General features: G+C 71.7%; 25 protein-coding genes. 13 read left to right on the top strand and 12 right to left on the bottom strand.

Features of this window, described 5'->3' with window-relative positions; genetic code table 11:
- Positions 1–586: 586 nt before the first annotated feature.
- From BLS95_RS58235 to BLS95_RS59180, 3 genes are all read left to right on the top strand, one after another.
- Positions 587–742, top strand: coding sequence for a hypothetical protein (locus BLS95_RS58235; RefSeq protein ID WP_245765442.1), 156 nt, complete (start codon positions 587–589; stop codon positions 740–742).
- A gap of 128 nt (positions 743–870) precedes the next feature.
- A complete protein-coding gene (locus BLS95_RS33450; RefSeq protein ID WP_090940703.1) occupies positions 871–1,299 on the top strand; it encodes a GNAT family N-acetyltransferase in 429 nt (142 codons plus the stop codon).
- A 258-nt stretch (positions 1,300–1,557) separates the two neighbouring features.
- Complete coding sequence (locus BLS95_RS59180) at positions 1,558–1,683, top strand: hypothetical protein (RefSeq protein ID WP_281250056.1); 126 nt, start codon at positions 1,558–1,560, stop codon at positions 1,681–1,683.
- A 167-nt stretch (positions 1,684–1,850) separates the two neighbouring features.
- On the opposite strand, the gene BLS95_RS33445 is transcribed toward BLS95_RS59180, so the two are convergent.
- Positions 1,851–2,741, bottom strand: a complete 891-nt coding sequence (locus BLS95_RS33445; protein WP_090940701.1) for a nitroreductase family protein — start codon at positions 2,739–2,741, stop codon at positions 1,851–1,853.
- Between the two features lie 294 nt (positions 2,742–3,035).
- On the opposite strand from BLS95_RS33445, the gene BLS95_RS33440 reads away from it, so the two are divergent.
- Entirely contained in the window at positions 3,036–4,163 is a 1,128-nt protein-coding gene (locus tag BLS95_RS33440; protein ID WP_245765441.1) for a winged helix DNA-binding domain-containing protein, read from the top strand.
- 34 nt (positions 4,164–4,197) lie between these two features.
- Here the strand turns inward: BLS95_RS33440 and BLS95_RS33435 are convergent, their stop codons facing one another.
- Genes BLS95_RS33435 through BLS95_RS33425 form a run of 3 tightly spaced genes read right to left on the bottom strand, consistent with a single transcriptional unit; the run spans position 4,198 to position 7,009 of the window.
- Positions 4,198–4,587: a hypothetical protein gene (locus BLS95_RS33435; protein WP_090940696.1), complete on the bottom strand. Its 390-nt coding sequence runs from the start codon at positions 4,585–4,587 to the stop codon at positions 4,198–4,200.
- Entirely contained in the window at positions 4,584–5,936 is a 1,353-nt protein-coding gene (locus tag BLS95_RS33430; RefSeq protein ID WP_090940693.1) for a hypothetical protein, read from the bottom strand. The genes BLS95_RS33435 and BLS95_RS33430 overlap by 4 nt, the downstream gene beginning before the upstream one ends.
- On the bottom strand, positions 5,933–7,009 hold the full coding sequence (locus BLS95_RS33425; RefSeq protein WP_245765440.1) for a hypothetical protein: 1,077 nt from the start codon (positions 7,007–7,009) through the stop codon (positions 5,933–5,935). The genes BLS95_RS33430 and BLS95_RS33425 overlap by 4 nt, the downstream gene beginning before the upstream one ends.
- A gap of 147 nt (positions 7,010–7,156) precedes the next feature.
- Between BLS95_RS33425 and BLS95_RS33420 the strand changes: the two genes are divergently transcribed.
- Together BLS95_RS33420 and BLS95_RS33415 are read left to right on the top strand one after the other, a co-directional pair.
- Positions 7,157–7,555 carry a helix-turn-helix domain-containing protein gene (locus BLS95_RS33420; RefSeq protein ID WP_090940690.1) on the top strand — a complete coding sequence of 133 codons (399 nt, stop codon included), beginning with the start codon at positions 7,157–7,159 and terminating at the stop codon, positions 7,553–7,555.
- Positions 7,556–7,582: 27 nt separating this feature from the next.
- Positions 7,583–7,933, top strand: a complete 351-nt coding sequence (locus BLS95_RS33415; protein WP_090940687.1) for a DUF4180 domain-containing protein — start codon at positions 7,583–7,585, stop codon at positions 7,931–7,933.
- Between the two features lie 12 nt (positions 7,934–7,945).
- Here the strand turns inward: BLS95_RS33415 and BLS95_RS33410 are convergent, their stop codons facing one another.
- The 3 genes from BLS95_RS33410 to BLS95_RS33400 form a co-directional block, all read right to left on the bottom strand.
- Positions 7,946–8,743, bottom strand: coding sequence for a TetR/AcrR family transcriptional regulator (locus tag BLS95_RS33410; protein WP_090940684.1), 798 nt, complete (start codon positions 8,741–8,743; stop codon positions 7,946–7,948).
- Positions 8,744–8,787: 44 nt separating this feature from the next.
- Entirely contained in the window at positions 8,788–9,630 is an 843-nt protein-coding gene (locus BLS95_RS33405; protein WP_090940683.1) for an LLM class flavin-dependent oxidoreductase, read from the bottom strand.
- A 103-nt stretch (positions 9,631–9,733) separates the two neighbouring features.
- Positions 9,734–10,084, bottom strand: a complete 351-nt coding sequence (locus BLS95_RS33400) for a hypothetical protein (RefSeq protein WP_090940680.1) — start codon at positions 10,082–10,084, stop codon at positions 9,734–9,736.
- A gap of 297 nt (positions 10,085–10,381) precedes the next feature.
- On the opposite strand from BLS95_RS33400, the gene pdhA reads away from it, so the two are divergent.
- From pdhA to BLS95_RS33380, 4 genes are all read left to right on the top strand, one after another.
- The gene (gene pdhA, locus BLS95_RS33395) at positions 10,382–11,461 is read left to right on the top strand and encodes a pyruvate dehydrogenase (acetyl-transferring) E1 component subunit alpha (RefSeq protein ID WP_218136107.1); all 1,080 of its coding nucleotides are present in this window, start codon (positions 10,382–10,384) and stop codon (positions 11,459–11,461) included.
- 384 nt (positions 11,462–11,845) lie between these two features.
- Positions 11,846–12,616 (top strand): intradiol ring-cleavage dioxygenase, encoded by a 771-nt coding sequence (locus BLS95_RS33390; protein WP_143043965.1) that lies wholly within the window; start codon positions 11,846–11,848, stop codon positions 12,614–12,616.
- Between the two features lie 69 nt (positions 12,617–12,685).
- Complete coding sequence (locus BLS95_RS33385) at positions 12,686–13,135, top strand: hypothetical protein (RefSeq protein WP_090940674.1); 450 nt, start codon at positions 12,686–12,688, stop codon at positions 13,133–13,135.
- A 248-nt stretch (positions 13,136–13,383) separates the two neighbouring features.
- Positions 13,384–14,280, top strand: coding sequence for an aldo/keto reductase (locus tag BLS95_RS33380; protein WP_090940671.1), 897 nt, complete (start codon positions 13,384–13,386; stop codon positions 14,278–14,280).
- Between the two features lie 16 nt (positions 14,281–14,296).
- On the opposite strand, the gene BLS95_RS33375 is transcribed toward BLS95_RS33380, so the two are convergent.
- The 4 genes from BLS95_RS33375 to BLS95_RS33360 all read right to left on the bottom strand — a co-directional run bounded on the left by BLS95_RS33375 (position 14,297) and on the right by BLS95_RS33360 (position 18,094).
- A complete protein-coding gene (locus BLS95_RS33375) occupies positions 14,297–14,692 on the bottom strand; it encodes a DsrE family protein (RefSeq protein WP_176993518.1) in 396 nt (131 codons plus the stop codon).
- A 219-nt stretch (positions 14,693–14,911) separates the two neighbouring features.
- Positions 14,912–15,817 (bottom strand): LLM class flavin-dependent oxidoreductase, encoded by a 906-nt coding sequence (locus BLS95_RS33370; RefSeq protein ID WP_090940666.1) that lies wholly within the window; start codon positions 15,815–15,817, stop codon positions 14,912–14,914.
- A gap of 119 nt (positions 15,818–15,936) precedes the next feature.
- A complete protein-coding gene (locus BLS95_RS33365; RefSeq protein WP_245765438.1) occupies positions 15,937–16,401 on the bottom strand; it encodes a MarR family winged helix-turn-helix transcriptional regulator in 465 nt (154 codons plus the stop codon).
- Between the two features lie 121 nt (positions 16,402–16,522).
- Positions 16,523–18,094 carry a serine/threonine protein kinase gene (locus tag BLS95_RS33360; RefSeq protein WP_176993517.1) on the bottom strand — a complete coding sequence of 524 codons (1,572 nt, stop codon included), beginning with the start codon at positions 18,092–18,094 and terminating at the stop codon, positions 16,523–16,525.
- A 148-nt stretch (positions 18,095–18,242) separates the two neighbouring features.
- Between BLS95_RS33360 and BLS95_RS33355 the strand changes: the two genes are divergently transcribed.
- The 3 genes from BLS95_RS33355 to BLS95_RS56020 all read left to right on the top strand — a co-directional run bounded on the left by BLS95_RS33355 (position 18,243) and on the right by BLS95_RS56020 (position 23,206).
- The gene (locus tag BLS95_RS33355; protein ID WP_090940659.1) at positions 18,243–18,722 is read left to right on the top strand and encodes a hypothetical protein; all 480 of its coding nucleotides are present in this window, start codon (positions 18,243–18,245) and stop codon (positions 18,720–18,722) included.
- A gap of 353 nt (positions 18,723–19,075) precedes the next feature.
- Positions 19,076–19,867 (top strand): SDR family NAD(P)-dependent oxidoreductase, encoded by a 792-nt coding sequence (locus BLS95_RS33350; RefSeq protein ID WP_090940656.1) that lies wholly within the window; start codon positions 19,076–19,078, stop codon positions 19,865–19,867.
- 147 nt (positions 19,868–20,014) lie between these two features.
- Positions 20,015–23,206: a DUF7824 domain-containing protein gene (locus tag BLS95_RS56020; protein ID WP_176993516.1), complete on the top strand. Its 3,192-nt coding sequence runs from the start codon at positions 20,015–20,017 to the stop codon at positions 23,204–23,206.
- Between the two features lie 1,042 nt (positions 23,207–24,248).
- On the opposite strand, the gene BLS95_RS57100 is transcribed toward BLS95_RS56020, so the two are convergent.
- A complete protein-coding gene (locus tag BLS95_RS57100) occupies positions 24,249–26,468 on the bottom strand; it encodes a DNA/RNA non-specific endonuclease (RefSeq protein WP_218136106.1) in 2,220 nt (739 codons plus the stop codon).
- Positions 26,469–26,694: the final 226 nt, after the last annotated feature.

Genomic DNA, 26,694 nt, shown 5'->3' with positions numbered 1-26,694 from the left:
AGAGCAGCGGCGGCTCACCTTCGAACGCTGCTGCCCAGCGTGCTCGACCCGGGACACGCGCGCGCGTGGCGCGTTGTCCGGCGTTACCTGGAGGGTGTCAACAGCGTGCGCGGTAGGTTTTGCGACAGGAGCGATCTTGCCGATCCGGCGGCCGAGGTCGAGGGCCCGGTTGCACAACTGATCGCGCTCCCCCAGTGCAGTGAAGAGCGCGGGCCAGACCCCCGGTCCACGCAGCGATAGGCGCAGCCGCGGGGATGAACCCGTCGAGCGCGGAAGAGTCGCTGTCCACCCCGGTTGTACTTATTAGTTAAGCCCATCACCGAAAAATAGCAGTGGGCCAGCCCGACCGCGCCTTCCAGCGCGTGACGCTGCGGGCCGGGCAGCGCGCCCATCCGGTCGAGCACGGGACGCAGAAGGAGGTGCAGCCCCCCGAACGCCAGGTCGTTCTCGGACTGAATCGCGATCCTCCCGTTACATCTCCACCTGAAACGAGACCGACCCGGTCGCCCGCCGCGCGGCGATCGGCGCCACGATCGCCGCCGTACAGGGCCAGTTCCGCGGCTTCGCCTTCACCCTGGCGGGGCCGGTGGACGCCCACCATGACCTCGCCCGCTTCACCTGGGAACTGGGTCCGGCCGGAGGCGAGGCCCTCGTGGCCGGCTTCGATGTCGCGGTGCTCACCGAGGACGGCCGTGTCAGCAAGATCCACGGTTTCCTCGACAAGGTCCCCGCCCGGGTCTGATCCGACGCGGCCCGCGGAACGCTCCGCGGGCCGCGTCCTCGCCTGTCTGCTGTAATCAGCGATGAGCAGGGCCGGACTCCCACGCCCCATGGGACCTGAGAACCACCGAGGTGGGAATGGACAGGCGTATGAACGAATCCGCCGTCAGTGTGCGATGCGGATGCCTCCACGATATAGAGAACGTACTCACGTTCTGGGTCGCCGCGGCGGAGGGAACCGACCGCCACGATGATCCGGAGAAAGTCGTCCAGCTCCTTGAGCGCGACCCCGAGGCGCTGCTGATCGCCGAACAGGACGGGCGCATGGTCGGCACGCTCATCGCCGGATGGGATGGATGGCGGGCGCACCTCTACCGGCTCGCGGTCGATCCCGCCCACCGCCGTAAGGGCATCGGATCGTTGTTGATTCAGGCAGCGGAGGAGCGGTTCGCGCGGTTCGGTGCCTTCCGGGCCGACGCGATGGTTCTCCACGACAACGAACTGGCCCATCACGTCTGGTCGGCCGCCGGGTACACGCGCCAGCCGCAATGGGGCAGATGGGTCAAACCGCTCTCCTGATCACGCCCACCCGGACGTCATCAGCGCCTGGTCGCATCATCAGGCCGCCGGGCCGGGGTTGAGGATCGTCCTCCGGGGAGCGGAAACTTATCCGCCCGGGGTGTGCAGGGCCCTTCCCGCGGCCGGGACATACCCCAAGCAACTGGTGCGCATGTGCCAGATTGAGCCTGCGGGCCCTCATGGCATGACGATCGCATGGCCTTCCCGCGTGGACCATCAGGACTGCGCGCCGGATGGTCCGGCCGGAAGGAGAGCGTGATGCCCGAGAGGAACCGCGAGCGCAGACGGGAAGAGCGGCACCTGGCGGTTCGGACGGCACTGGCGGTGGCCAGAGTCGTGTTCTGGATCGCCTGGATCACTTTCGACCCGCGCAATCCCGTCTAGCACGGAACGGGCCTCCTACCGGCCACGGATCGCACTCCCGCAGGTAGGAGGCCCCTTCCGTATCCAAAGTTAGGTTGTACGGCCCCGCCGTGGGGAGCCGCGTCCAGTTTGGTAGGAACCTTTCCACCCTGGGAGGGGGATGGCCTTCGCCTGGTTGCCAAGGTCTTCTACCCGGGCTTGGGCCGGCCGACCCTGGCCACGTGCAGCAGGGTTCGCGGGTCGGCCACTCCCAGCAGCCCGGCCAGCGAGGCACGCGTCCGCTCGCAGTCGATGAGCTGGCTCAGCGGATGCGTCGTGTACCCGAGGCCGGACAGCGTGAGCCAGTGCCGCATCAGCAGCCGCCCCGGCTCCACCTCCTCCCCCGCCGTTCCGACCAGCACCAGCACGTCCCCGTCGTAGTCGAGCAGTTCCCGCGAGGCCCCCGCCAGCACCCGTGGCAGGCCCAGCCGCCGCAGCGCCGGGTAGAGGGCGAGCGAGGCCCGCAGCGCGAGCGCCTCCGCCTTGCTGAGCGCCAGCGCCCGGTCGCTGAGGCCGTCCAGCAGGTAGCGTCGGTGCCGGCGGGTCAGCCGCAGCCAGGCCCGCAGCTCCCGCGTCACCTGCCGGTCCCCGAACTGGCGCAGGTCCGCCGCGTGCAGCAGGTCCGCCAGGTCCCGGCACGCCAGCCGCCGCATCCCGGCCAGCCCGGCGGCCACCTCGTCGGGCAGCCGTCCCGGGTGGTAGTCGCCGCGGTTCGCGCCCCGCGCGCGCACGTCCGCCGTCGTGAAGGGCGTCTCGTACGGCCGCCCGGCCCGGTACAGGAAGCCGACCCGCAGCGGCCCCGGGTCGGGCCGGAAGGCGATGCCGAGCCCCGCGTCCGCGCACACGATCAGGCAGCACTCGACGAACGCCCCCAGGCTGAGACGCAGGTCGCGGCCCGTGGGATCGCTGACGGGCAGCGCCCTGGCCGGGTCCCAGCCGACGGCGGCCTCGGTGTCGGAGTAGGTGAGGGTCCACGGCCGGGTGTTGTGCGCGCTGGGCGCGCGCCAGAAGTCGGGCTCCAGCTCCCGCAGCTCGTTCACCCGAGACCCCCGGCCGCCGCGATCGCACCCGGCCGCTCCTCCCGGTGGCTGCCAGCCTCGTCGTACGCGCCGGTCAGCGACCAGGGGCGGCACCGGTGCCGGCATCGACGGAGAGCGGGCGGGCCGGGGGAGGGGGTGAGGCGGATCATGATGGATGAGGGTAGGGAAACCGGGTTAATGATCACTTTACGCCCGCTTACCGGCTCCGTCACCCCGTGCCCCCATGACCCGTGAATGCGGCACGATGCTTTCCGCGATACCCCCTACCGTGGTCGCCGAACTGAGGAGGACGTAGTGATCGAACTGTCGTGGCCGCAGGTCAGCGCCAGGCGGCTGGAGCGGGCCGGGCTCGGCGCACGGACGGCGGGCGGCCGGCCGGAGGAGACCGTGGCGGACATGTGCGGGGCGCACGCCCAGGTCATGTCGGCGGGCGAGGCGTCCGTCGCGTTACGGCTCGACGGCCTCACCAGGGCGCACGTGCGGGAGGCGCTGTGGGGCGAGCGCAGCCTGGTCAAGACGTACGGCCCGCGCGGCACCGTACACCTGCTGCCCACCCGCGACCTGCCGATGTGGGTGAGCGCGATGTCGTCGCTGCCGCCCGGGAACCGCGCCTTCCCCGAGCCCATTCGGATGACGCCCGAGCAGACCGACCAGGTGGTGGCCGCCATCCGGCAGGTGCTGGCGGGGACCGCGATGACGATCGACGAGCTGAGCGAGGCAGTGGTGGCGGCCACCGGGCCGTGGGCGGGGGACCTGGTCATGCCCGCGTTCCAGGGCATGTGGCCGCGCTGGCGGCAGGTGATGGCGGGGGCCGCGCACCAGGGGGCGTTCGTGTTCGGGCCGGCCAGGGGACGCAAGGTCACCTACACCGCCGCCCCGGCCCTCCCGCCCGCGCGGGACGGGCTGTCCGGACTGGTCGAGAGCTACCTGAGGGCGTACGGACCGGCCACGCCGGCGGACTTCGCCCAGTGGGCCGGGGGACCCGTGGGGTGGGCGGCCCCGGCCTTCCGGGCGGTGCCGCTGGAGGAGGTGCTGTTCGAGGGGCGCTCCGCCTGGGTGCTCGCGGGGGACACGGCGGTGCCCGAGGACCCGCCGCGCGGGGTGCGGCTGCTGCCGTACTTCGACGCGTACGTGGTGGCGGGACGCCCGCGTGAGCTGCTCTACCCGGGGGCGGCGGCGGGACGGGCGCTGGCGGGCGGGCAGGCGGGGAACTTCCCGGTGCTGCTGGTGGACGGAGAGGTGAGCGGGGTGTGGCATCAGAGGCGATCCGGCAGCAGGATCGACGTCACGGTGGAGCCGCTCAGGGACCTCACCCCCGCCCAGTCGCGGGAGCTCGACGAGCAGGTGGAGCGGGTGGGGGAGGTGCTGGAGGGCCGCCCGCGGCTGACCGTGGGCCGGGTGGAGGTGGGCGCGCACGCCTGACCTCTGACGCCGTTGTCATGTCGTCGCGGCGGGGTTACTCGGTGATCAGCGCGTTGACGGCGAGCGTCTCCTCGCCCGCGGGTCCGTCGAGCCGGATCGAGAGCTCCCAGACCCCCGCCATCGGGAACAGCTCGCCCTCGGCCAGGAAACGGCCGGGCTCCCGCTCGCGGGCGGCGACCTCCGGCATGGCGTGCCCCATGTCCGGCATCACCGGCTCCAGCGCCACGCTGCTCGGATCGCCCGACCTCAACCGGACCTCCACCACGACCCGTCCCGTCGTCGGCCGGTCGATCAGGACGGTGGCCGCGTAGCGGGTGCCGGTCGTGGTCAGCTCCAGCGGCCCGGCCGCCGCGCCCCGGCCCACCACGAACAGCGTCACCGCCACCACCACGAGGGCGACGGCGATCAGGACCCGGCGCCTCATCGGACGGCCTCCTGAGCGCTGACGTCGACGGTGAACGGCACGGTGACGATGCGGTCGCCGGTGGCGTACTGGGTCCAGGCGAGGTAACGTCCCGCCGCTGGGAAGCTGAACGTGAAGCGCAACCGCGGACCGGTCGAGCCCATCTCGTGCACGTGGCCGAGGAACGCGCCGTCCTGGCTGCGGACGATCAGATGACCGGCCATGCCGAGCCAGGGCCGTACCGGTCCCGCCGCGTCGAGGTCGATCGTCGTCGGACGGCCCGCGACGGGAACCGCGGGCCACAACCGCGGGACGCCCGGCCCCGAGCTCGCGGCGTCGCCGCCCCCGGAGGCCGTGGCGGACGTCCCGGACTCCGCGGCCGGGTCCGGGGTCGCGGGGGCGTCGCCGGCGTTCTGGGTCGCGGGGGCGCCGTCGAGGGCGAACGTGCCGGTGATGAGCTGGCCGCCCGCGTCCTGGCGTTCCAGCTCGGCGTAGGCCAGGTAGCGGCCCGCCCGGTCGGCTCGCAGCCGGACCTCCAGCCGTCCCGGCGCCGTCCGCAGCGGGTGCACGTGGCGGAAGAAACGTCCGTCCTCGCTGGTGACGACCATGTGGGCGAGCGCCTCGTGATGGACGGCCAGGTCGTCCACCGGACGGCCCGTGGACCCGTCGACCAGATCGAGGCGCAAGGTGAACTCCTCTCCCGCGCCCGGCCGCGCCGGCGTCGTCGTCACCCGGCCCTGCGCGTACGGGCGCCCGCCCGGCAGCGCCGTGGCCACCGGGGCGGCGCCGTCGGGCGGGGCGGGAGGCATTCCGGGTTCGAACACGATGACCAGGGTGGCGACCGTCAACCCGACGGCCGCGCCGCCGGACAGTAGCATCGCCGGGCCGGGCCGGGACAGCGCCCCGGTGAGCAGGCCGCCCACCAGCAGCAACGCTGCCACCAGCAGGCCGCCGTAGATGAGGAGCTCACCCGCGGACCCGCGCTCCACCAGCACCCGGAACGGCACCACGGACACCTCGCCCCCGGCGCTCAACCGCAGCTCGTGAGGACCGGTCCGGTCCACGCTGAGCTCCGCGTACCGCGGTTCGAGCGCGGCCCGCGCCACGCCCGTCACCGTACGGCCGTCCGCGACCGAGCGCAGCTCCAGCTTGACCGGCAGGTCGGCGACCCGTTGGTAGGCCAGTACGCCGACGCGCAGCGGCCCCGGCACCCGTGGCGTCGCCTTGACCACGACGGTGAGCTCCGTGCCGGCGATGGTCTGCGCGAACCGCAGATCGGCCCCGGCCATGACCGTGTGCGCCGCGGCCGGGGCGGCTCCCGCCGACACCAGCAGGACGAGGAGGAAGGCGGCGAGGAGTCTCGCTCTCATGCCTCCTCGTCGGGGACGGCGTTGGGCACCAGCAGCACGCCGAGCACCAGCCCGACCAGCCCGGCCACGACCGGGGCGCCGGTCCACAACTCGGGCACGTTCGGCAGCCCGCCGCCGGTCGCCGACCCGACACCGATGTAGAGGGACCAGGTGGCGAAGGCCGACAACCCGGCGAACGCCCAGAAGGCGCCCCGCCGCGCCGCCGACGGGCGCAGCCACCGGATCAGCAGGTCGCTCACCAGCCCCGCGGCCACGAACGTGAGCAGGATCGGCAGATTCCTGAACGCCGTCTGCGCCCCCGGCATCAGCACCGCCACCGCGTACATGACGGCCACCGCGCCGAACGGGAGCCGCCAGCGGCGGACCATCAGCAGCACCGGCGCGAGCAGCACCACGTTGGTGATGACCATCGCCGTAGCCAGCTCGTCAGGGCCGGGGCCGCGCCGGATGTCGGACTCGGAGAACGCGGCGACGATGCTCCGCCCGCCGAACTGCATGGCGTCGCCGTACGACAGGAACAGCGACACCAGCGCGGTGGCGAAGGCGAGGCCGATCAGCGCCGGGAGCAGGCGGCCGAGCGAGGGCGACCGGCCCACGTCGGGGGCGTTCCAGGCCGAGCGCAGCGGCGTGGTGACGATGATGAACATCGAGACCATCAGCCCGAGATGGGAGGGGCTGAACAGGATGTCGATGGTCGTCTCGATGCCGAGCAGGGTGTGCCACAACAGGTCCGCGACGCCGAACGCGGCGAAGGCGGGCACCGCGACCAGCCCGGCCAGATAGCCCGTGGGCACCGCCGCCAGCCCCTGCCGGCCGGTGCGGACGTTGCGCCAGACCTGCCAGATGATCCACCCGGAGACGGCGGCGAACCCGGAGTAGAACGCCGCGTGCCAGGGCGTGAAGAACGTCTCCAGCTCGCTCAGGTTGCTGTGGGCCCACGCGTCGATCATCAGCCCGATGCCGAACCACACACCGAGCAGCGCCGTGACCAGGTCCGCCCCGGGTGATACCCACCCGCGTGGCTCGCCCGAGTCCGCCAGTATTCGCCGTAATCCGGCATCCGCCAAGGCCACCTTGGGGCCTCCCTTCCGTCACCCCGGATTTTCCCAGACCAGCTGGAAGCGGGGGAGGTCAGCAGCACCACTCTCTTCAGGGGGTCTAGCCCCACCATCTCCATCATTCCCTTGATGTCCCTGACATGGTCCATAATGGGGAAGCATATGGAGCACTACACCGTGGAGCAGGTCGCAGACCTGCTCGGACTGCACGTCAAGACCGTGCGTAACTACGTGCGCGACGGGCGGTTGCCCGCCGTGCGGATCGGCCGGCAATACCGGATCGCCAAGGGCGATCTGGCGGAGTTCGCCGGGTGGCCGGCCGGGGCGCCGGCGCGGCGGCACGCCGAGGTGTCCAGCGTCGTGCAGATCGAGGGCATCGCCAGGAGCGAGATGGACCGGGTCAGCACGATGGTGCTGGGTTCGCTGGCGGGCGCGCCGCACGGGTTGCACGTGGAGTTCGCCTATGACGAGGAGCGGGCCCGGCTGAAGATCGTCGTGCTGGGCGGGCTGGAGGCGAGCGCACAGGTGCTGCGCATCGTCGACGCGCTGGTGCGCGAATGAGCCATGAACGAGAATCGGAGGCTATGCATGCTTGATGACCGGGTGCTGGTGTGCGCGGCGGACGGCCCGCCTGTGCGCGCGGACCGCGACGCGCTCGACCTGATCGGCGAGGCCTGGGGCAGCGGGGCCGAGTGGGTGGCGGTGCCCGTGGAGCGCTTCCACGAGGACTTCTTCGAGCTGCGCACCGGGGTGGCGGGGGAGATCACGCAGAAGTTCGTCAACTACCGGCTCGGCCTGGCGGTCGTCGGGGACGTCTCGCGGTTCACCGACGCCAGCTCCGCGCTGCGCGCCTGGGTGGCCGAGTCCAACCGGGGCCGGCACCTGTGGTTCGTCAGCGACCTGGCCGAACTGGCCGCCCGCCGGGCCGCCGGCGGATGACCCGGGGGGCGGTCAGTCCGCTCTGACGGCCGCCTCGACCCCGTCGAGCAGCACCGACAGGCCCACCGCGAACGTCTCGCCGGCCCGGTGCTCCAGGAACGACCCGTCGCCGGCGGGCGCGCCGTCCCCCGGCTCCGCCCGGCCCTCCGACTCCACCCAGGTCACCATCGGGAAGCGGGCGGCGAACCCCGGAGCCACCTCCTCCAGCAGCGACGAGCGCGCCTGCCACCACTCCTCGTCCGACACCCCCGTCGCCGACGGGGCCAGCCGCGACTCCGAGACCGTCGTGGCCGCCCCGCGCACGAAGTCGAACAGCAGCGACACCACGCCCCGCAGCCGGCCCGGCCGCAGCCCCGACTCCCGCAGGATCGCGACCACGCTCTCCAGCATCGCGAACTCGTTGGGCCCCAGCACCGGCCGCGCCCGCGACACCTGCAACACCCACGGGTGCCGCAGGTAGCAGGCCAGCGTGCGCTCGGCCCAGGAGGAGATCGCCGCCCGCCAGCCGACGCTCGTGTCGTAGCCGGCGGGCAGCTCCCCGAGGGCCCGGTCGTACATCAGGTCGACGAGCTCTCCCTTGCTGGGCACGTACGTGTAGAGCGCCATCCCGGTGCGGCCGAGCCGCTCGCCGACCTTGCGCATGGACAGGGCGGCCATGCCCTCGCGGTCGGCCACGGCGATGGCGGCGTCGACGATCGCGTCCACGCTCAGCCCCGGCTTGGGCCCCGGGCGCACCTCGCCCGGCTCGCCGGTGCGCCACAGCAGCGCCATCGAACGGCGCGCGTCACCCTGACCGGCGAAGACCACCACCGCGGAGACTCCCTACCACCGAACTCTTTACGGCATAAAGGATATCAGCGGGCGTTCCGGCGGCCGGCCACGGCGGCGAGCATCTCCCAGGACCCCTCCGGGCGCAGCGTCTGGTCCGGGTCCCCGAGGAACGGGTCGAGCAGCACGCTCTCCGCGCCCATCAGGCGGAGCTGTTCGAGGTCGTCCATGACCTGGTCGAGGGTGCCCTCGCCGGCCCGCCGGTCCGGCCCCGTCATGGGCTCGTCGGTGATGTTCAGCACGATCCTGGGCGCGAGGGCGGGCGTGGGCCGGCCCTGCTCCCCTGCGAAGGCCGCCAGCCGCGGCAGCGTCTCACGCATCCAGCCGACGGTGTGCCGGAGCGGGTGCCACGCCTGGCCGAAGCGCGCCGCCCTGCGCAGCGCCGCGTCGCTGCTGCCGCCCACCCAGATCGGCACGCCGCCGGAACGGTAGTCGCGCTCGTCGGCCCAGGCGTCGAGCATGGCGGCCAGGTGCTCGTCGGTCAGCCGGCCGCGCTGGTCGTGCGGCACCCCGAGCGCCTCGAACTCCCGCTCCGCCCATCCGACCCCCACGCCCAGCACCAGCCGGCCGCCGCTGAGGTCGTTGAGGTTGGCCGCCATCCGGGCCAGGAGCAGGGGGTGCCGGTAGGGCACGACGACCACGGTGGTGCCGAGCCCGATCCGGGTGGTGACCCCGGCGAGCCAGGCCAGCGTGGTGAACGGCTCGTAGAACGGCGCGGGATACTTCTCGGCGACGTCAGGGGTGATCACCACATGGTCGGAGACCATCAGCAGGTCGTAGCCGAGCCCTTCGACGGTCAGCGCCCAGCGGCGCAGGGTGCCGGGGTCCGTGCCGGGGCCGAAGTTGGGGACGTTCACGCCAAGTCGCATTCGATCATGGTAGCCACCGGTCGGTCCCCGGCTGGAGAGGGCCACAGAAAACGCGCGGGTCCCGGCACCCGCGAGCGGGCGCCGGGACCAGGCGGGTGAAAGGTCAGCGGCCGACGCCGATGCCCGCGCCGGGGCCGAGACCGTGGCCGACCCAGTTGCCGTTGCCGCTGGTGGGCCAGTTGCGGTGCAGCCAGTGGTCCTCGCCCCAGCCGTGGTGCTTGTGCTTGTGCTTGTGATCCCAGTTCTTGCAGCCGTCCGCCTCGCGGGTGCCGGCGAACACCCCCTGATGGGTGACGTGGTGGTAGGTGGAGTCGTCGTTCACCCCGATGTCGCAGTGCTGCGGGTAGTGGCTGTCCCCGTCCTTCCAGGTGCCGGCGGCGGCGGTGCCGGCGGTCCCGTACAGCGCGGCCGCGGCGAGCAGCGCCCCGCCGGCGGCGATAAGGCTACTTCTCATGAACTCCCCCTGTGATCACGAAGTGACATCGGCCATCACTATACGTAGCGATCTTGTGGGATCAGTGCAGCGCAACACCCCGTTTCGGCTAACAGGGGGCCGTTGACCAGCAAACTCGGAGCTGTCACCGGTCGTGGTCGTACGCGGGGGACCGCGCCGCTTGCGTGTCTTGACACCGCCGGTCCGGCTCGTCCCGTCGCGGGTAGGACCTGCCCCCGCACGTGCTCCGGCCTTTCCCGTACGATCACCACGGCTTCTTCCGTGCCCGCACGGGCACGGCGGCGAGAGGAGAACGAGGTGCGGCACCAGGCCGGCGACGATGTGGTCGTCCAGCTATTGACCCCGGACGGGGTACGGGTGCGACATCCCGAGTTCGACGTCGATCTGTCCAAGGGGCAGTATCGGGGCCTGTACCGGGACATGGCGCTCGTGCGCCGGATCGACCGCGAGGGATTCAGCCTGCAACGCCTCGGGCAGTTGGGCATGTGGATCCCGTGCCTCGGCCAGGAGGCCGCCCAGATCGGGTCGGGACGCGCTCTCGAACCGGCGGACCACGTGTTCCCCTCCTACCGCGAGCACGGGGTGGCCTGGTGCCGCGGGATCCCCCCGCTGGACCTGATGGGCATGGTCCGCGGCACCACCAACGGCGGCTGGAACCCCAGCGAGACGGGCTTCCACCTCTACACCATCGTGATCGGCTCCCAGACCCTGCACGCGGTGGGGTACGCGATGGGCATGCGCATGGACGGCGCCGACTCCGCCGTCGTGGCCTACTTCGGCGACGGGGCGGCCAGCCAGGGAGACGTCAACGAGGCGCTCAACTTCGCGGCCGTGAACGACGCCCCCGTGGTGTTCTTCTGCCAGAACAACCAGTGGGCCATCTCCCAGCCGTCGGCCCGGCAGAGCGGGGCGGCTCTCTACCGGCGCGCCCACGGTTTCGGCCTGCCCGGAATCCGCGTGGACGGCAACGACGTGCTGGCCTGCCTGGCGGTGACCCGGGCCGCGCTGGCCCACGCCAGGAGCGGGGCGGGGCCGTACTTCATCGAGGCCGTCACCTACCGGATGGGGCCGCACACCAGCTCCGACGACCCGGACCGCTACCGGCCGGCCGGTGAGCTGGACGCCTGGCGGCGCAAGGACCCCATCCAGCGGATGGAGACGTACCTCCGCAACGAGGGCATGGCGGACGACGCCTTCTTCGCCGAGATCGAGGAGGAGGGAGACCGGCTCGTCGTGGAGTTGCGCCAGGGCGTCGCCGCGATGCCCGACCCGCCGGTGGACCACCTCTTCCGCCACGTCTACGCCGAGGAGCACCCGCCGCTGGAGAAGGAGCGCGCCTGGTACGCGGCCTACCTGGACCGGTTCGAGACCGCGTGACCTACGCCGGCCTCCCCGCGACGGCGTGACCGCCGAGCGCCGGGCGGAGTGCCCGGCAGGAGGCGGCCGGCCGCGCGTGGCCGGGGAACCTCATTCCGGTCCGGGGAGGTCGACGGGCAGCCGCGCGGCTCCGACGTAGCCCACCGCCCCGGGCCGGTCCTCTCGCTCCGCCCGGCGGCGCATGCTGGAGAGCACCCCATGAGGGAATGCGGCGGGCCTTCGCCGTCGAGCCGCGGGTCGCCCTCGAACGGGGCGAGCCATCGGACGGCCTTTACCGGACGTAAGCGTCGCGCCTCCGGTGAAATCCCTACATCTCATGAGAGGTTCGACTGGAGTGGAGGAGACGTCGGGGGGCTCCTCCTGACCTGCCGGAGAACGATCTCAGTGACACATGATCACGAAGGGCAGCGGGTCAGCCGTCGGCGGCTGATCACGAACATCGGCCTCGGCTCGCTCGGGCTCGGCTCGGTCGGGTTCGGCGGCCTGCTGGGCGTCCGCGGCGCCGGAGCCACGACGGTCACGACCTCGCGGGACCTGCTCGCCGAGGCCCGCGCCTGCGCGGTCACGCCGGCCGTGACCAAGGGACCCTTCTACTTCGACGCGAACCAGATCCGCAGCGACATCCGCGACGGTAAGCCCGGAGTACGCCTGCGCCTGGCCATCAAGGTGCAGAACAGCACGTGCCAACCGCTGCCTGGCGCGCTGGTGGACCTCTGGCAGTGCGACGCCTCCGGGCTTTACTCGGGAGGCGAACGGGGCTCCATGATCGAGCACGTCGAGTCGCGCGAGATCACCCATGACAGGACCTGGCCCGACCTGAAGCCCACCGACGGCAAGCGTTACCTGCGCGGCGCGCAGCTGACGGACGCCGAGGGCGTCGTGGAGTTCACGACGATCTGGCCGGGCTGGTATCCGGGGCGTACGGTGCACATCCACGCCATGGTGCACATGGGCGGAACGCGGGCGCTGACGACGCAGCTGATGTTCGAGGAGGAGCTCAACTGGCAGGTGCTGTCCCGGCCGCCGTACGTCCAGCACCGGGGGCGTGACACGCTCAACGCCAGTGACCTGTACTTCCAGAACGGCCTGCTCCTGACCGTCGTCGAGGACGGCGACGGCTACTGGGGGGCCATCATCCTGTCCGTCGGCTCCTGACGGGGACGGTCCCGTACGCCAGCTGAAATCCGATTGATCGGATTCTCCGGCCGATGCCACCATCCTCGGGTGAACGAAGAGGAGTTGCGGCAGATCGCGGCCAACGTCCGCCTCGTCATCGAGCGGCTCGGGCCGCTGAGCGGCATGGACTTCGGCCTCGACCGGGAGTCCGTCGAGTGGGTCGAGGGCTTCATCGAGCGCCGGCGCACGCCGGACGCGGAGCAGGTGGACGGGCTGGTGAGCACGCTCGGCTCGTACCTGGGCGCGTGCGTCATCGCCGCCACCGGCGGGAGCTGGCACAAGTCGGACGACCACGGGTGGGGCGTGCTCCTTCCGAACGGCGGCACGGCCTTCCCCTTCGCCAAAGTACGCAAGCAGCTCAGGGACGGGGTGGCGGAGGGCGAGTCGATCGCCGGCTTCTACCGGGTCGTGGTCGACTTCATCGCCACGGGGAAGATGCAGGAGGCGAGCCGGGCCACCGCCGATCCGGCGCCCCGCGCCACGGCCGCCGGGGAGTGAGCCGGAGGCGTCAGCGGCTGAGCCTCATGACGGGCTCCGCTGCCGCGGCTGATCCTTCCCCCCTGCGCCCACCTCGTCCGGGCCGGACGAGGTGGGCGTGAACTACTGATAAGCTGCCTGCGAGTAATTGAGCCTTCTCGGCCGGAGCCACTCCGCACGAGGAGGCTTTTTTCATGCCCGGATCCGGCCGGCCCGGATGACCGCGGCCTTCTTTCCGCAGGCTCCTAGGCAAGGACACCCACCTGATCATGACCACACAGCCGAACGCCGCCGCCGCGGCGGGCATCTGGAACCTCGGCGACCTGACCGTCAACCGGATCGGGTTCGGGGCGATGCGCCTGACGGGCAGCGTCGCCTTCGGCCCGGGCGCCCCGGGTGACCGCGAGCGTTCGATCGGCGTGCTGCGGCGGGCGATCGAGCTCGGAGTGAACCACATCGACACCGCCGCCTTCTACTTCTCGCCGCTCCTGTCGGCCAACGAGCTGATCAACCGGGCGCTGGCCCCCTATCCGGACGACCTCGTCATCACCACGAAGGTGTGGCCGGGGCGTGATCCGTCGGGTGAGTGGTGGTGGGCCACGCCGGAGCAGTTGCGTGGCCAGGTCGAGGAGAACCTGCGCCAGCTGGGACGTGACCATCTCGACGTGGTGAACCTGCGCGTCCCTCCCAGCCGGAGGACCGGCTCGATCGCCGAGCACTTCGGCGCCCTGGCCGAGCTGCGCGACGCCGGGCTCATTCGCCACCTGGGGGTGTCCAACGTCACGCTGGACCAGCTGGCCGAGGCCCAGGCCATCGCGCCGGTGGTATGCGTACAGAACTCCTTCGGCATCGGAGCGTCGGCCGGCGAGCAGGAGCTGCTACGCGGGTGCGGCCAGCGGGGCATCGCCTTCGTACCGTTCTTCGCGATCGCGGGCGCCGGGCGTGAGACGGGAACGGCCGCCACGGAGCACCAGGACGTGCTCGCCATCGCCCGCGCGCACGGCGCGACGCCCGCGCAGGTCCGGCTGGCCTGGACGTTGCGGCTGGGGCCGCACGTGCTTGCCATTCCGGGCACCGGCAATCCGGACCATCTCGCCGAGAACGTGGCCGCCGGAGCGGTGCGGCTCTCCGACGACGAGATGACCCGGCTCCGGTACGCCGGCTGACCGCCGCCGGTCGCTGTCAGAAGGTGATGACGGTGGCGCCTTCCAGGGCGAAACGCAGGAAGGCGTCCCGGGCCACTTCGAGGGTGAATCCCCGTTTCCGCAGTTCCTCGTCGGTGCCGTCGGCCTTCGCGGCGTTGACGCAGGCCCCGACGGGTACGCCCGCCGCGATCAGGTCGTCGAGCCGGCGGTTGTGAACGGCGCGGGCTTCGTCGCCGGGGCCACCCGTCAGCCGGGCCTGGGCGGGGCCGAAGCAGAAGACTTCCACCTCGGCCTGTTTGTCGGCCGCTATCTGGCGGATCCGCTCCGAGAGCCGGGAGCCGTACGAGATCGAGTCGTCGTCGCCGTGGAAGATGTGAATGACCACCTTGGTCATGTGCTGCCCCTCCTGCTCCCCGCACCTGTCGTCTCGCATAGTGATACGCTCGTTCGATATGTGGACATATTTTGCATGTGTCCACGCGGGCCCGCCACGAGCGTCCGAGGCATGAGACGGCGGGTTGGTGGCCATGAAACAGGCGGGCGGCGGGGCCCTGTCGTCGGTGCGCGGCGGTGGCTTCCGGGGCATGGCGCTGCGGATGTCCTGCGCCGGTCCTTCGATCCGCTCGGGCGCGCTCGCCTTCGCGGGAGCCCGCTACTTCGCGATCGCTTCGCGGACCGCCGGGGCGATCTCCTGGGCCCAGCGGCTCAGGGTGGTCGAGTCCGGGCTGCTGTGGTCGGCGGCGAAGAGCGTGAACCCCGACGCGCCGTACTCCAGCACCGCCCCGGTCAGCTCCTCCACCCACTGGGTGACGGAGCCGCCGAGCCAGCGGCCGTCGCGGTCACGGGTGGCGGGCAGCGGCCGGTCGGTGATGCGCCCGGGAAAGTTGAAGACGGTGCGGATCTCGCTCGGATCGCGACCGGCGGACGCCGCCGCCTCGTCGATGACCGGCCGGGAGGTTCGGTAGCGCTCGCTGAGCCAGTCGGCCGCGTGGCCGGGGATCCAGCCGTCGGCCACCCGGCCGGTGGCGGCCAGGGACTTGCGGCCGACCGATCCGGTCCACACGGGCGGCGCGGCGACCGGAGCGGGCTCGATCTCGTGCACCTGGTAGTGCTTGCCCCGGTAGGTGACCGGAGGGCCGCCGCCCGACAGCAGCTTGACCAGGACGATCGCCTCCTCGAAGGCGTCCACGGCCTCGCCGGGCGTCAGCCGGGGCACTCCCAGATCGGTGATGCGGTCCCACAGTCCGCCCGCGCCCATGCCGAGCACGATCCGGCCGTCGGACAGCGCGGACAGCGAGGTCACGGTCCTGGCCAGCAGGGGAGCGGGCCGGGTGGGCAGGTTGCTGACGTTGGCGAAGCCGGCGATGCGCCGCGTGCGCCCGAGGACGAAGCCGAGCGCGGCGTAGGCGTCCAGGCGCCCGCCGATGTAGGGGTGGTCGGACAGCGTGAAGATGTCAAGTCCGTCCCGGTCGGCCTGCTGGACCGTGGGCAACAACTCGGGTATGTCGTCAATGCCAGGGTGGGTGCCAAAACCGAAAACGATGTCATGCGGGGACATTGTTCCGCCTTCCCTGCGAATGGAGAGGTTCGCCAGGCGTACGCTCCCCATGGCAAAAGTTCGTGCTACGAACCATATTAGTTCGTATCACGAACCGCAACTCTGCTCTGGTCGGCGGGTCAGTGCGGCTGATCCGGCTCCATGAAGACCGTGGGCACCTTGTTGTCCATCACGATGCGGCCGAGCAGGGCGGCGAGCGTGTCGCGCTCCGCCGGGGCGAATTCCGAGGTCAGCTTGTCGACACGGCGGCAGGTCTCGTTGTAGAACTCCTCGGCCAGCTTGGCGCCGGGCCTGGTGAGCGCCACCCGTACCGCACGGGAGTCCTGGGGGTCGGGTTTGCGCTGGACCAGGCCGTTGCGCTCGGTGCGGTCCACCAGGCCGGTCAGGCTCGACTTGGCCAGGCCCAGCACCGCGCCGAGCTCGCTCATGCCGTACGGCTGCGCCATCAGCACGCACAGCAGCTGGCCCTGCTGCTGGGTGAGGCCGAATTCGCGGGCGGATTCCGAGTACACGGCATTCATCAGGAACGTCGACCGCACCAGGGCGGCCACCGCCCCGATCTGCCCGTCAACATGCTCATTCACGTCCCCAGACTAACAATTCGCGGGACGAACTACGGCCCCCCGCCGAACGAGCTTCGCCCAGGCCCCGGAACACCTTCGAGTAGGGGGCACGGGCGAGGAAGGGCCGCGAAGGCGGCGGCCTTCACGACCGTTCGATGGTGAAGGTGGAACAGCCGCCGCCCAGGACGTTTCCGGTGATGGTGGAGGGGCGATCCTCGGTCAGGTCGGCTTGGAGGTTGACCATGATGTACTCGCCCGGCCGGTCGATCCAGCGGACGCCCTTCAAGTCCAAGACCCGTCCGGTCAGCCGGCCGCTCATGGCGAAGGAGCCGGAGGGGACATCGGGGTTGCTGGGGTCGGCCTCGAACGCGAAAGTGGCCTTGAGCCTGCCGGGGGACGACTCGGTGATCGTGAGGTCAAGCGCGGTCTTGCCCTGGTTGCACACGTAGGTGCCGGTCCACCGGCCCGCCACCGAGGTGCGCTCGGGCGTCGAAGTCGCCGTGCCGGCGCCGGCGTCGGAGCTGGGGCTCTCGCTCGGGCTGGGGCTCTCGCTTGAACTCGGGCTTTCCCTCGGGCTGGGGCTTTCGCCGGCTTCGGGGTCGGAGCTTTCGCTGGGGCCGGAGTCGGGGGAGTCGGTGGGGCCGGAGTCGGGGGTTTCGCTGGTGGCCGGGCTGGGGTTGGGGCTGGCGATCGCGACCGGCTGCTGTCGCTGCCGATCGGCCAGGAACACCACACCGGCAGCGCCCGCTGCGAGCAGGACCACGAGCCCGGCCACCAGTCCGATCACCAGGCTGGTCGAGCTCTTCGACGGAGCGGGCGGCGGCGGGGCATAACCGGGGGGCTGGGCAGGGGGAGGGGAGTGCGGGAAGGCCCGGGTGGGCGCGGGGGGCTGGGGGTGCGGGGGGAAGTACGTGGTGGTCGGGGCGTGAGCGGGAGGCTGTCCGACAGCCGGCTGGTTCGGTGCGGCCCCGTGCAGGGATGCCAGCACCTGCTGCGCGGTGGGCCGATAGGCGGGCTGCTTGGCCAGGCATTGGTTCAGGATCGGCTGGAGGGGCGCGGGCAGCCGCGACAGGTCCGCCGAGATGTTCAGCACCCGATGGGCCACGGCCGGAGCGTTGTCCTCGCCGAAAGGGGGCACCCCGGTCGCGGCGTAGATCATGGTCGCGGCCCAGGAGAACACGTCGGACGCCGGTCCCGCCGGATGTCCCGCCACCTGCTCCGGCGACAGGTAGGCGGGTATGACCGCCGGCTCCGGCGGCCGTACGATCCCGAAGTCGACGACCTTCGGCCCTTGGGCGCCGAGCATCACGTTGGCCGGTGTGAAGGCCAGGTGCGCGAGACCCGCCTGGTGAATCGCCGCCAGCGCGGCAGCCGTGCCGGTCGCCAGCCAGTGCAGCCGGGCCGGGTCGTGCGGGCCTTCCTGACGGACCGACTCCGCCAGGGACACGCCTTGCACGTATTCGCTGACCACGTAGACCCGGTCACCGTGCATCCCGGTCGCCAGCACCTGCGCGACGGACGGCTCGGTCACCTGCTCCGCCGCCGCGGCCATCGCACGCTGCGCCTCGACGTCGCCCGCGGCAAGGAGCCTGATCGCCACCTGGCCGTACGCCGAGCGCCCCAGGTAGACGACCGACCGCGGCCCCCGGCCCAGCGCGCCGACGAGCGCGTAGTCACCCAGCTGTGCGGGATCCGCCTCCGTTAACGCCTGCATCCCGTACATAAGGCTTCAGACCCTAATGCCGTGAGGTCATCGGCGTGAAGAGCGGGCCGGTACGGCGACGCCGCGGAATCGCCCGCCCGTCAGCCACCTGGCGTCGCGCCCCCTTGCCCGCCGTCGGTGAGGAGGCAATGGTGACAGGGTGGGCGACGACGCGATGGTGCGCTGGGAGGGCAGCGAGCCATCTGGCTGCCTGCTGGTGCCCGGCATGCTGCCGATCGGCATCCTGCTCGCGACGGGGCTCAATGCCTTCTTCTCGGTCCCGTGGCACCCGCACGGCCTGATCGTCATCGGGGCGCTGCTCTTCGCCGGGATCGTGCTGTGGCCGGTGAGCGACCGGTACGAGGTGACGGTGGCGGAGTTCACCCGGCACGAGGTGAGACTGGTGAGCAGGGCCGCCGTTCGTACGGTGCCGGCGGCGGACCTGACCGAGGTGACCGTGACCCATTCGGGCGACCCTGAGGAGGGCTACTGGCGAACTTCGCTGCGGGTGGCCTGGCGTGAGGGCAAGAAGACCATCGACGGCCCGCACGACGCCACACTCGCCACCTCGCTCAGCCGGCTGGTGGCGCCAGGGGTCGAGGTCCGGCACGTATGGGAGAAACCGGAGAGTCCATCGTGAAGGCGGACCGAGTTTCCCGAATGTGCCCGCCCTGCCGGTCTTTGACGCTTCGGCGGCGGACTCAGCGGCCGTGGGGAGGCAGGTGAACGCTGAGGTCGTCGTCCAGGAGGGCGGCGGTGGCCCGCCATCCGGACCTCCCCGCGCGGCGGACGGCGCGCATCCGCCCTCGTGCCCGGCAGGCCCGCGGTCGATTCCAGGACGCTGACCGTACCCTTGATCAACCCCTTGATCAGGCCGGCCCCGGCGACGGCGCGGTGCGAGGGACCATCGGGGTGTCGGTCTGGTCATATTCTGAAATGTCGTTCTAGTATCGCTGTGGGCGGGCCGGTAAGGGTCTCAGGAGAGGACAGCCCATGGGCGTACTGGCAGGCAAGGTCGCGGTCGTCACCGGAGCGAGCAGGGGAATCGGTGCCGCGATAGCGGTACGGCTGGCCGCCGAGGGGGCGAAGGTCGTCGTCGCCGCCCGTACCGTCGAGGCGTCGCGAAGCCCCCTGGAAGGGACGATCGGCGACACCGTCGCGCGGATCGAGGCGGCCGGTGGCACCGCCTTTCCCCAGGCCACCGACCTGTCGCGCGAGCAGGACCGGGAGGCGCTCATCCGGGCGGCCGAGGAGCGGTACGGGCCGGTGGACATCCTGGTCAACAACGCCGCGGTCACCTATTTCACGCCGGTGTCGGAGTTCACCGAGCGGCGTTACGACCTGATGTTCGAGGTACAGGTCAACGCGCCCTTCCACCTCGCCCAGCTGGTCATCCCCGGCATGCGGGAACGCCGTACGGGCTGGATCCTCAACATCTCCTCGGTCGCGGCCCGCCACCCCACCTTCCCGCCCGGCTCGTGGGCGGGCCGTGGCTCGACGGTGTACGGCATGTGCAAGGCCGCCCTCGAACGCTTCACTACCGGCCTGGCCGCCGAGCTCTACGCCGACAACGTCGCCGTGAACGCCCTGTCGCCGAACCGGGTCGTCCCCACCCCGGGCACCCTCTTCCACGGGCTCACCACCGACGACGACCCCAACGCCGAGCCGCCCACCGTCATGGCCGACGCCGCCCTGGCCCTGTGCCACCGCCCGGCCGCGGAGCTCACCGGCCGCATCGCGTACTCCCAGGACCTGCTGACCGAACTCCAGGACCGCGCCCTCTGACCGCAGCCGCCACGATTGCCGGTGAGGTGGCCCGCTCCGGGCCCCGCGTCGGCTGCCGGCTGCCTCTGGCGAGCGTCGGCTGCCGGGGTCAGGTTGCCCGACTGGGGGCTCCGGGGATTGTCGGTGCGGTGCCCTACTGTCGCGGGCATGACCAACGCCTGGGAAGCGGTTCGCGCGGCCATCGACGCCGAGGACGCCGATGCCGTCGTGACGCTGTTGACGGGATTCGACGAGGTGCGGCGGCGTGAGGTGGCGCGCGAGTTGCCCGGCTACCTGCCGGTGGCGCGACGCGAAGGTGAGCGCAGGGACGTCGAGCGCGGTGAGGCATACCAGGCCCGGTGGGAGGAGCTGATCGCCCGGGCGGACAAGATGCACCGGCAGGTGTGGGAGTTGCCCGAGGCCCAGGAGATGCTCCGCCACGAGCACGTAAGGAGCCGCTGGGTCGAGGCCCTGCGGGTGGCGGGTGCGGGCGCCATCGCGGGCGCCGCCGCCGTCACCACCTGGCTCAACAAGCGCGAGCTCGAACGTCCCTGGCCCCCGGCCGACGTGGACGACGTCCCGCTCATCCTGAAGGTGGTCGCCGCGCGACCGGCCGCCTGGCAGCAGGATCTTGCGGTACGGCTGGCCCTTCGGCTGCGCGGCGTACGCCCGGAGGCGGGCGACGGGCGGGCCCGGCTGGCACTGGCGCTCCTCCGCGAGACGGGCACCGAACCCCCCGACCACGACCCCCTCACCCTGGCCTGGACCGCCTCCGCCACCACCACCGCCGCCACGCCCCCCACCTCCACCCCCAGCTCCATCACCTCGACCTCCACCCCCTCTGTGTCCAGTGCCTCGCCTTCCCCCGCCTCCGACTCGGTTTTCCCCGCTTCTGACTCGGCCTCCACCACCTTCGCCTCCGCCCCGGCCTCGACCACCGCCCCCTCCACCACCGCACCCGCCTCCGCCTCCTCCACCACCGCACCCGCGGCCGCTTCCGCCCCCTCCAAGACCGCACCCGCAGCAGCCTTCGCCCCCTCCAGCGCCACTCCCGCCGCCGCTTCCGCCGTCTCCACCGACTCTGCGTCTTCCGCAGCTCCTTCCTCCGACTTCTCCGTCTCGCCCTCCGCCGTCGGTCCCTCCGCCACGGCCTTCGCCGTCTCGACGTATGCCGCCCCCACCCCTGAGCCGGCCTTCACCACCTCCGCCGACGGTCCCGCTGTCACGGCTTTCGCTGCCTCGACGTATGCCGCCCCCACCCCCGAGCCGGCCTTCACCACCTCCGCCGACGGGTTGGCTGACGGGTCGGTCGACGGCTGGGCTGACGGGCTGGCGGGAGATCCGTTGTTGGATGCCATGGTGCCGAGGCTCTTCAGTGCCGAGGGAGTGGGCCGGTTCCTGCGTGGTGATGGTGCGCTGGCCTCCGCCCTGAGCGCGCTGGCCACCGAAGGGCGGATCAAGCGCGCAGTGCTGCTCGACGGGTGCCGTTCCCGGTTCCTGCGTGGCGGCCAGGCCGCCGACCTGCGGTTCTTCGTCGGTCTGCACGATCTGCTCGACCCGGCACCCGAGGAGGTCACGCCGCATGTGAGCGAATACGCGGCGATGATCTCCCTCCCCGCGGCCAACGTTGCCGAGCTGGCGCTACGGCAGCTCCGCCGGTTGCGGGTCACGCCGCCGGTGGACGCCGTGGAGAGCCTGCTGTTCCGCAGCGAGGGCAGGCTCGTACGCGCCGGGCTGGCCCTGCTCGACCGCGTGCTCAAGGAGCCGGCCGAGGACGTCGACGCGTACGCGTCCGCGCTGACCGCCGCGCTGACGTGCGAGTCGGCCGAGGCCAAAACGCGGGCGGTGCGGCTGGCGGTCAAGCACGCCGGGCGGTTCGGCCCGGAGGCGGCCGAGATGATCAGGGACACCGTGGCGTTGCTGCCTCCGGGCCCGGGTGCCGAACTGGCCGGGGTCTTCGGCGGTGAGGCGGCGCCCGAGCCCAGGCGGCCCCGTTTCGTGCCCATGCCGCTGCCCGCCGTACCCGAGCCGCCGCGCATGCCGTCCCCGATCACGGATGCGAGGGTGCTGGCTCGCCTCCACTTGCCTGAGTTCGACTGGGTGCCGTCCGAACGGTGGCTGGATGGTTTCGTCCGGCTGGCGGCAGGCGAGCACAGGGACGAGCTGATCACCGCGCTGTCCCCGCTCGCCGCGCGCTGCCGCAACCAGCATTACTTCGGATATCCGTGGTGGAACACCTCAGACTGGGCCGAAGCCATGGCCAGGGAGCTGATCGAGCCCGGGGCCGAGCGCAGAGCAACGCTGGACCGGCGGGTCGACGCGACACGACGGGTGCCGGAGATGACCCACGCCGCCGCGTGGAAGCTCATGCCGCTGGCCCGCTTCGCCGAGGTCTACCAGGCGCAGACGGAAGGCCGGATGCCGCCGTACCTGCTGGCCACGCCCACCCACGCCAACGGACTGCTGGACGCGGACGTGCTGGTCGAGCGGCTGGCGGAATACGAAAGCGCCGGCGTGACCGCGCTGCCGCTGGATCTGCGGCAGGCGCTGCTTCGGATGCGCCGCACCGTCACCGACGAGGCGGTGCGGCAGGCCGCGCGGCTGACCGGACCGGCCGGGCGCCGGGTGCACAGGTGGCTCACCGACCGGCCCGCAGATCCCGAGGTGGTCCTGCGCTGGGAGACATATCAGGACGACACACGCATCACATCCGAGTTCGTGTCGGGGCCGGAGTACGCGGAACTGTTGGGGGATCTGCTCGTGCCGCGCATGCATGAGGAATACTGCGAGCGGACGCTGGCAGTGTTCGCCGGACACCGGGAGCTGGCGGCGGCGCGATCGGTTTATACGTTGAAGTCGTTCTGGCCGCTGGTCAAGCCGTCGTCACGTGACCTGAAGCGCCTGGCATTCGCCGACGGCCCTGGCGGTCCGGGGCTGGCGCTGCTGCTGGCGCACCACCTGCTGGACGGGCCCGACGGCGACGGCGTGCGGCCGTTGCTGCACCTGGCGGCCTCGGGCGGCTTACCGGGCACCGAGTTAGGCAGGCAGCTGGCCGTCCTGCTGAAGCGCGGCGAGGACAGGCCGTCCGTCGCGATCGCCGCGCTCAGTGAGGCGGCCAGGCTGGGCGCGCACCGGGAGGTGTGGCAGGTGGTGACCGGGCTGCTGCCCGCCTACCTGCCGGGGCCGGGGGAGAAGGCGACGGGCGTACATACGCGGCTGATGAGGTTCGCGGTAGAGGCCGCAGAATGGGCGGACGCCCGGGGCGAGCTCGCGGTGGTGGCCGAGCTGGCCGGGCGATCCCGCACCACCGAACTGGTCCGCCAGGCCCGCCGCCTCCACGCAATCCTCACCAGCCCGTGATCGGACGTCGCCCAATCCCGCCCAGAACGCTGGCCGCCCTCCCCGGGCGCTGGCCGGCCTGCCCGGCGCGCTGGCTGACCTGCCCAGGACGCTGGCTGACCTGCCCAGGACGCTGGCTGGCCTGCCCAGGACGGTAGCTGGCCTGTCAGGACGCTGCCCGCACTCTCACGCAGGCCAACCTATGCCCTCGCGCTGAGCGGGCGGGTCTTGTGCCGGGTGACGGGCGGCGTGCGTCGTGCAGGGCAGTGGGCCTTGGCCGGGTGGCGGGCCTTCGCGCCGGAGTGCGGGCGGCGTGCCTCGTGCAGGGCGGCGTGGCTTGTGCTGGGCGTTGGGCCTTGGCTGGACGCTGGGTCTTGTGCCGGGTGGTGGGGCTTCGCGCCGAGCGCCGAGCGTTCGGGCGCCGAGCGCTTGGGCGTCGAGCGGCGTGCCGCGCGGTGGGCTTCGCGCCGGATGACGGGCGGCGTGCGTCGTGCAGGGCGGTGGGCCTTGTGCCGGGTGGCGGGCCTTCGCGCCGGACTGCGGGCGGCGTGCCTTGTGCTGGGCGGTGGGCCTTGTGCTGGGCGCTGGGTCTTGTGTCGGGTGGTAGGGCTTCGTGCCGAGCGCTTGGGCGTCGAGCGGCGTGCCGAGCGGTGGGCTTCGCGCCGAATGACGGGCGGCGTGCCTCACGCAAGGTGGTGAACCTTGTCCCGCGCGGTGGGTCTTGTGCCGGTGGTGGGGGTTCGTGCCGTGCGGTGGGGTCTTGTGCCGTGCGGTGGGGCTTTGCGCCGAGCGCTGAGCGTTCGGGTGCCGAGCGGCGTGCCGCGCGGTGGGCTTGGCGCCGGTTGACGGGCGGCGTGCGTCGTGCAGGGCGGTGGGCCTTGTGCCGGGTGGCGGGCCTTTGCGCCGGACTGCGGGCGGCGTGCCTCGTGCAGGGCGGCGTGCGTCGTGTAGGGCGGTGGACCTCGTGTGGGCGGTGGGCCTTGTCGGGTGGTGGGGTTTGCTTGGCATGTAAGGAGGGTTTGATTACGGACCCTGGCTGTGGGGGGCGCGGGCTCGGACAGGGTTACAACTGGAGTTGGCGTGGGTCGGAGATTTCCTTTGCGGTGGTCGCTGTCTCCATGCGGTCGAAGGGGTCTGCCGCGGGGAGGTCGCCGAACGACAGGCCTGTGAGGCCCTCGACCCGTCGCACCGGCACCTGGAAGGTCCTGTACTCCCCGTACGAGAAGTCCGCGGGCGCGACCTCCAGGCCGTCGATGAGCCGTTCCTGGCTGAGCAGGTATCCGGTCGCGGACAACTCGCCGCTCCGCTTCACCATGACGACCACCTTCCAGAACTGGCGAGGCAGCTGAACCCCCCGATACGCGTCGTCGTCCTCCGCCAGGACGGGCCCCGTGAAGACGGTCACTTTGAGGTCCCGGTTGTCGGCGTTCTCCAGGATGTAGTCCTCCAGCCCGGCCCAGGTGGTCTTGTTCTGGTTGAAGTCCTCGTGTTGCGGAGTGCAGTTGGTGAAGTGGAAGGTGTCGTCGTTGGCCAGCTTGGCGGCGCCGCGAGTGGCGCCCCACGCCGGGTCCAGGCGGCGGACCAGGTGGCCCCGGTCGAGCGGGTTGGCGCGGTAGATCTCCTCGCCCACCTGCTCCTCCTCCGCCACCCGCGGGTCGAAGGACCAGCGGTCGGGCTCCCTGCGCAGCCGGACGCTGGTGTTGCCGTCGATGTTGACCGCCGTGAAGAACGCCAGCCGCCGCCGCTTGTTCAGCACCACACTGAAGTGGTGGTACGGCAGCACGTACGGGGGGCCGGCGGCGGGTGAGGGAGAGCGGTTGACCGCCGCCAGCGGCACCAGGTCGGGAGACAGGAGAGGCAGCGGGACGCGATGGCCGCCGGCCAGGAAGCCCGGGTCGTAGCCCTGGCGGTTCGAGTAGTCGGGATCGATGGAGATGGCCTCCTCCTGGGCCGGCGACTGCCTGCCCGGCTCGGCCACCTCGCACCGGATGTGCAGCTCGAACGGCGCCGTGACCGAGAGGATCCGCGCCGTCTCGGTGGAGGCTTGCAGCGACGTCCCGGTGGAGGTCGTCCACGCCGTCCCATCAGAGGTCGTACCGCCAGGTGCCGTCCCGTCAGGTGCTGTCCCGGCGGGCGACGGTGCAGTGGGTGACGGTCCAGCGGGTGACGGTGTGGCGGACGGCGGTCCGCCGGGCGTGGGCACATCAGCGGCGGGCCGGGCCGTTCCGGCGGGGACCGGGCCGAGCGAGCCCGCCGTCCCGTCGAGTGCCGGGCGCGGCTCCATGGGCGTGGCGCCCGGCAGGGTGATGCGCTGGGTGAACACCCGGTCGAGCAGTGCCTGCTGCGCGGAGGGGAGCCGCTGGTCGCGGAGGAAGGCGAGCAGCCGGCTCACCCTGATCCCCTCGTTCACGATGCCGCCGAGCTCGTCGCGCCCGGGTGCCGGAACGCTCGCATGGTGCAACCCGACGATCTCCCACTGGTCGTTGAAGACCGGGGAGCCGGAGGAGCCCGGGTCGGTGTCGGTCTCGTAGTGCAGGAACAGGTCCGCGACGTCGACGATCCGGTTCTCCCGCAGGGCGATCTGCTTCTTCTCGCCCCGGGGGTGCTGGATGATCGTCACGAAGTCCCCGACGATCGCCTTGCCCTCCGCTTCCACCAGCCGGTTGAACCCGTACGAGGCCAGTTGCGCCGCATTTGCCTGGACGGCGACCAGCGCGATGTCCAGCCGCTCGTCGGCGAGGAAGAAACGGCCAGGGTCCAGAGGCAGGCCCTGCAGCGGCAGTGGCCGGCCGTCGATGCCGTCCTGGTAGTCGAACTCGACAATGCTCGGTTCGGCGGTGCCGGCGTCGCTCAGGACGTGATGGTTGGTCAGCAGCAGCTCCGGCGACACCAGCGTGCCGGTGCCGTACCCCACCAGCCGTCCCCGCGAGTCCCGGATGCTGATCCGGCCCACGGCCCGCGCCGCGGCGACGCCGCCGTCCAGGTACGCGACGCCGAGCAGGTCGTTGGTCTGGATGATCCGCTCCAGGACTACGCCCGCCGCCGCCATCGCCGCAGGCTCCCCCGCGGCGAGGGCCGCCGGGCTGACCGGCCGCACATCCGGGTGGTAGCGGCTGAGCCGGTCGATCCGGGTCGCCACCCGGGCCGGGTCGTCGGCCAGGGCGATCCCGCCCGGCTCCTGGAGAAGCTCGATCTTCCGGCGGCGCTCGTCACTACGCTCCGCCACGCGGGCCTCGACCGCCTCCCGCAACCCGGCGGGCACCGTCGTAGCAGCCGTATCCATCTCGCCCCCCGACCGGGTCACTTCGCATCGCCCCAGGTGGGGCGCTGTTTTCTGTCTAACCGGGGGAGGGATCCCGGGCCGCGGACGACGCGCGCCCGGCCCTTTTCATGGCCGACCTTTTAGGGATCGCGGGCGTCCGGTACGAGACTCGGGCGTCCGTAGGAAACTCGGGCGCCCGTGCGAAATTCGGGCGTCCGTGCGGGACTCGGGCGTACTTCCAAGGCTC

This window comes from Nonomuraea jiangxiensis, assembly GCF_900099965.1.
In the GTDB taxonomy this organism is placed as follows: domain Bacteria; phylum Actinomycetota; class Actinomycetes; order Streptosporangiales; family Streptosporangiaceae; genus Nonomuraea; species Nonomuraea jiangxiensis.
The sequence above is the reverse complement of the archived record's forward strand: the minus strand, read 5'-3'. Positions and strand labels throughout refer to the sequence as shown.

What these genes read in the sequence shown, in the direction of transcription:
- BLS95_RS33430 (WP_090940693.1), bottom strand. Translation starts at nt 5,936, where the DNA reads ATGAGAGCGAGACTCCTCGCCGCCTTCCTCCTCGTCCTGCTGGTGTCG.
- BLS95_RS33415 (WP_090940687.1), top strand. Translation starts at nt 7,583, where the DNA reads ATGCTTGATGACCGGGTGCTGGTGTGCGCGGCGGACGGCCCGCCTGTG.
- BLS95_RS33350 (WP_090940656.1), top strand. Translation starts at nt 19,076, where the DNA reads ATGGGCGTACTGGCAGGCAAGGTCGCGGTCGTCACCGGAGCGAGCAGG.
- BLS95_RS33435 (WP_090940696.1), bottom strand. Translation starts at nt 4,587, where the DNA reads ATGAGGCGCCGGGTCCTGATCGCCGTCGCCCTCGTGGTGGTGGCGGTG.
- BLS95_RS59180 (WP_281250056.1), top strand. Translation starts at nt 1,558, where the DNA reads ATGCCCGAGAGGAACCGCGAGCGCAGACGGGAAGAGCGGCACCTGGCG.
- BLS95_RS33450 (WP_090940703.1), top strand. Translation starts at nt 871, where the DNA reads ATGAACGAATCCGCCGTCAGTGTGCGATGCGGATGCCTCCACGATATA.
- BLS95_RS33360 (WP_176993517.1), bottom strand. Translation starts at nt 18,094, where the DNA reads ATGCAGGCGTTAACGGAGGCGGATCCCGCACAGCTGGGTGACTACGCG.
- BLS95_RS33370 (WP_090940666.1), bottom strand. Translation starts at nt 15,817, where the DNA reads ATGTCCCCGCATGACATCGTTTTCGGTTTTGGCACCCACCCTGGCATT.
- BLS95_RS56020 (WP_176993516.1), top strand. Translation starts at nt 20,015, where the DNA reads ATGACCAACGCCTGGGAAGCGGTTCGCGCGGCCATCGACGCCGAGGAC.
- BLS95_RS33420 (WP_090940690.1), top strand. Translation starts at nt 7,157, where the DNA reads ATGGAGCACTACACCGTGGAGCAGGTCGCAGACCTGCTCGGACTGCAC.
- BLS95_RS57100 (WP_218136106.1), bottom strand. Translation starts at nt 26,468, where the DNA reads ATGGATACGGCTGCTACGACGGTGCCCGCCGGGTTGCGGGAGGCGGTC.
- BLS95_RS33375 (WP_176993518.1), bottom strand. Translation starts at nt 14,692, where the DNA reads ATGCGAGACGACAGGTGCGGGGAGCAGGAGGGGCAGCACATGACCAAG.
- BLS95_RS33400 (WP_090940680.1), bottom strand. Translation starts at nt 10,084, where the DNA reads ATGAGAAGTAGCCTTATCGCCGCCGGCGGGGCGCTGCTCGCCGCGGCC.
- BLS95_RS33405 (WP_090940683.1), bottom strand. Translation starts at nt 9,630, where the DNA reads ATGCGACTTGGCGTGAACGTCCCCAACTTCGGCCCCGGCACGGACCCC.
- BLS95_RS33380 (WP_090940671.1), top strand. Translation starts at nt 13,384, where the DNA reads ATGACCACACAGCCGAACGCCGCCGCCGCGGCGGGCATCTGGAACCTC.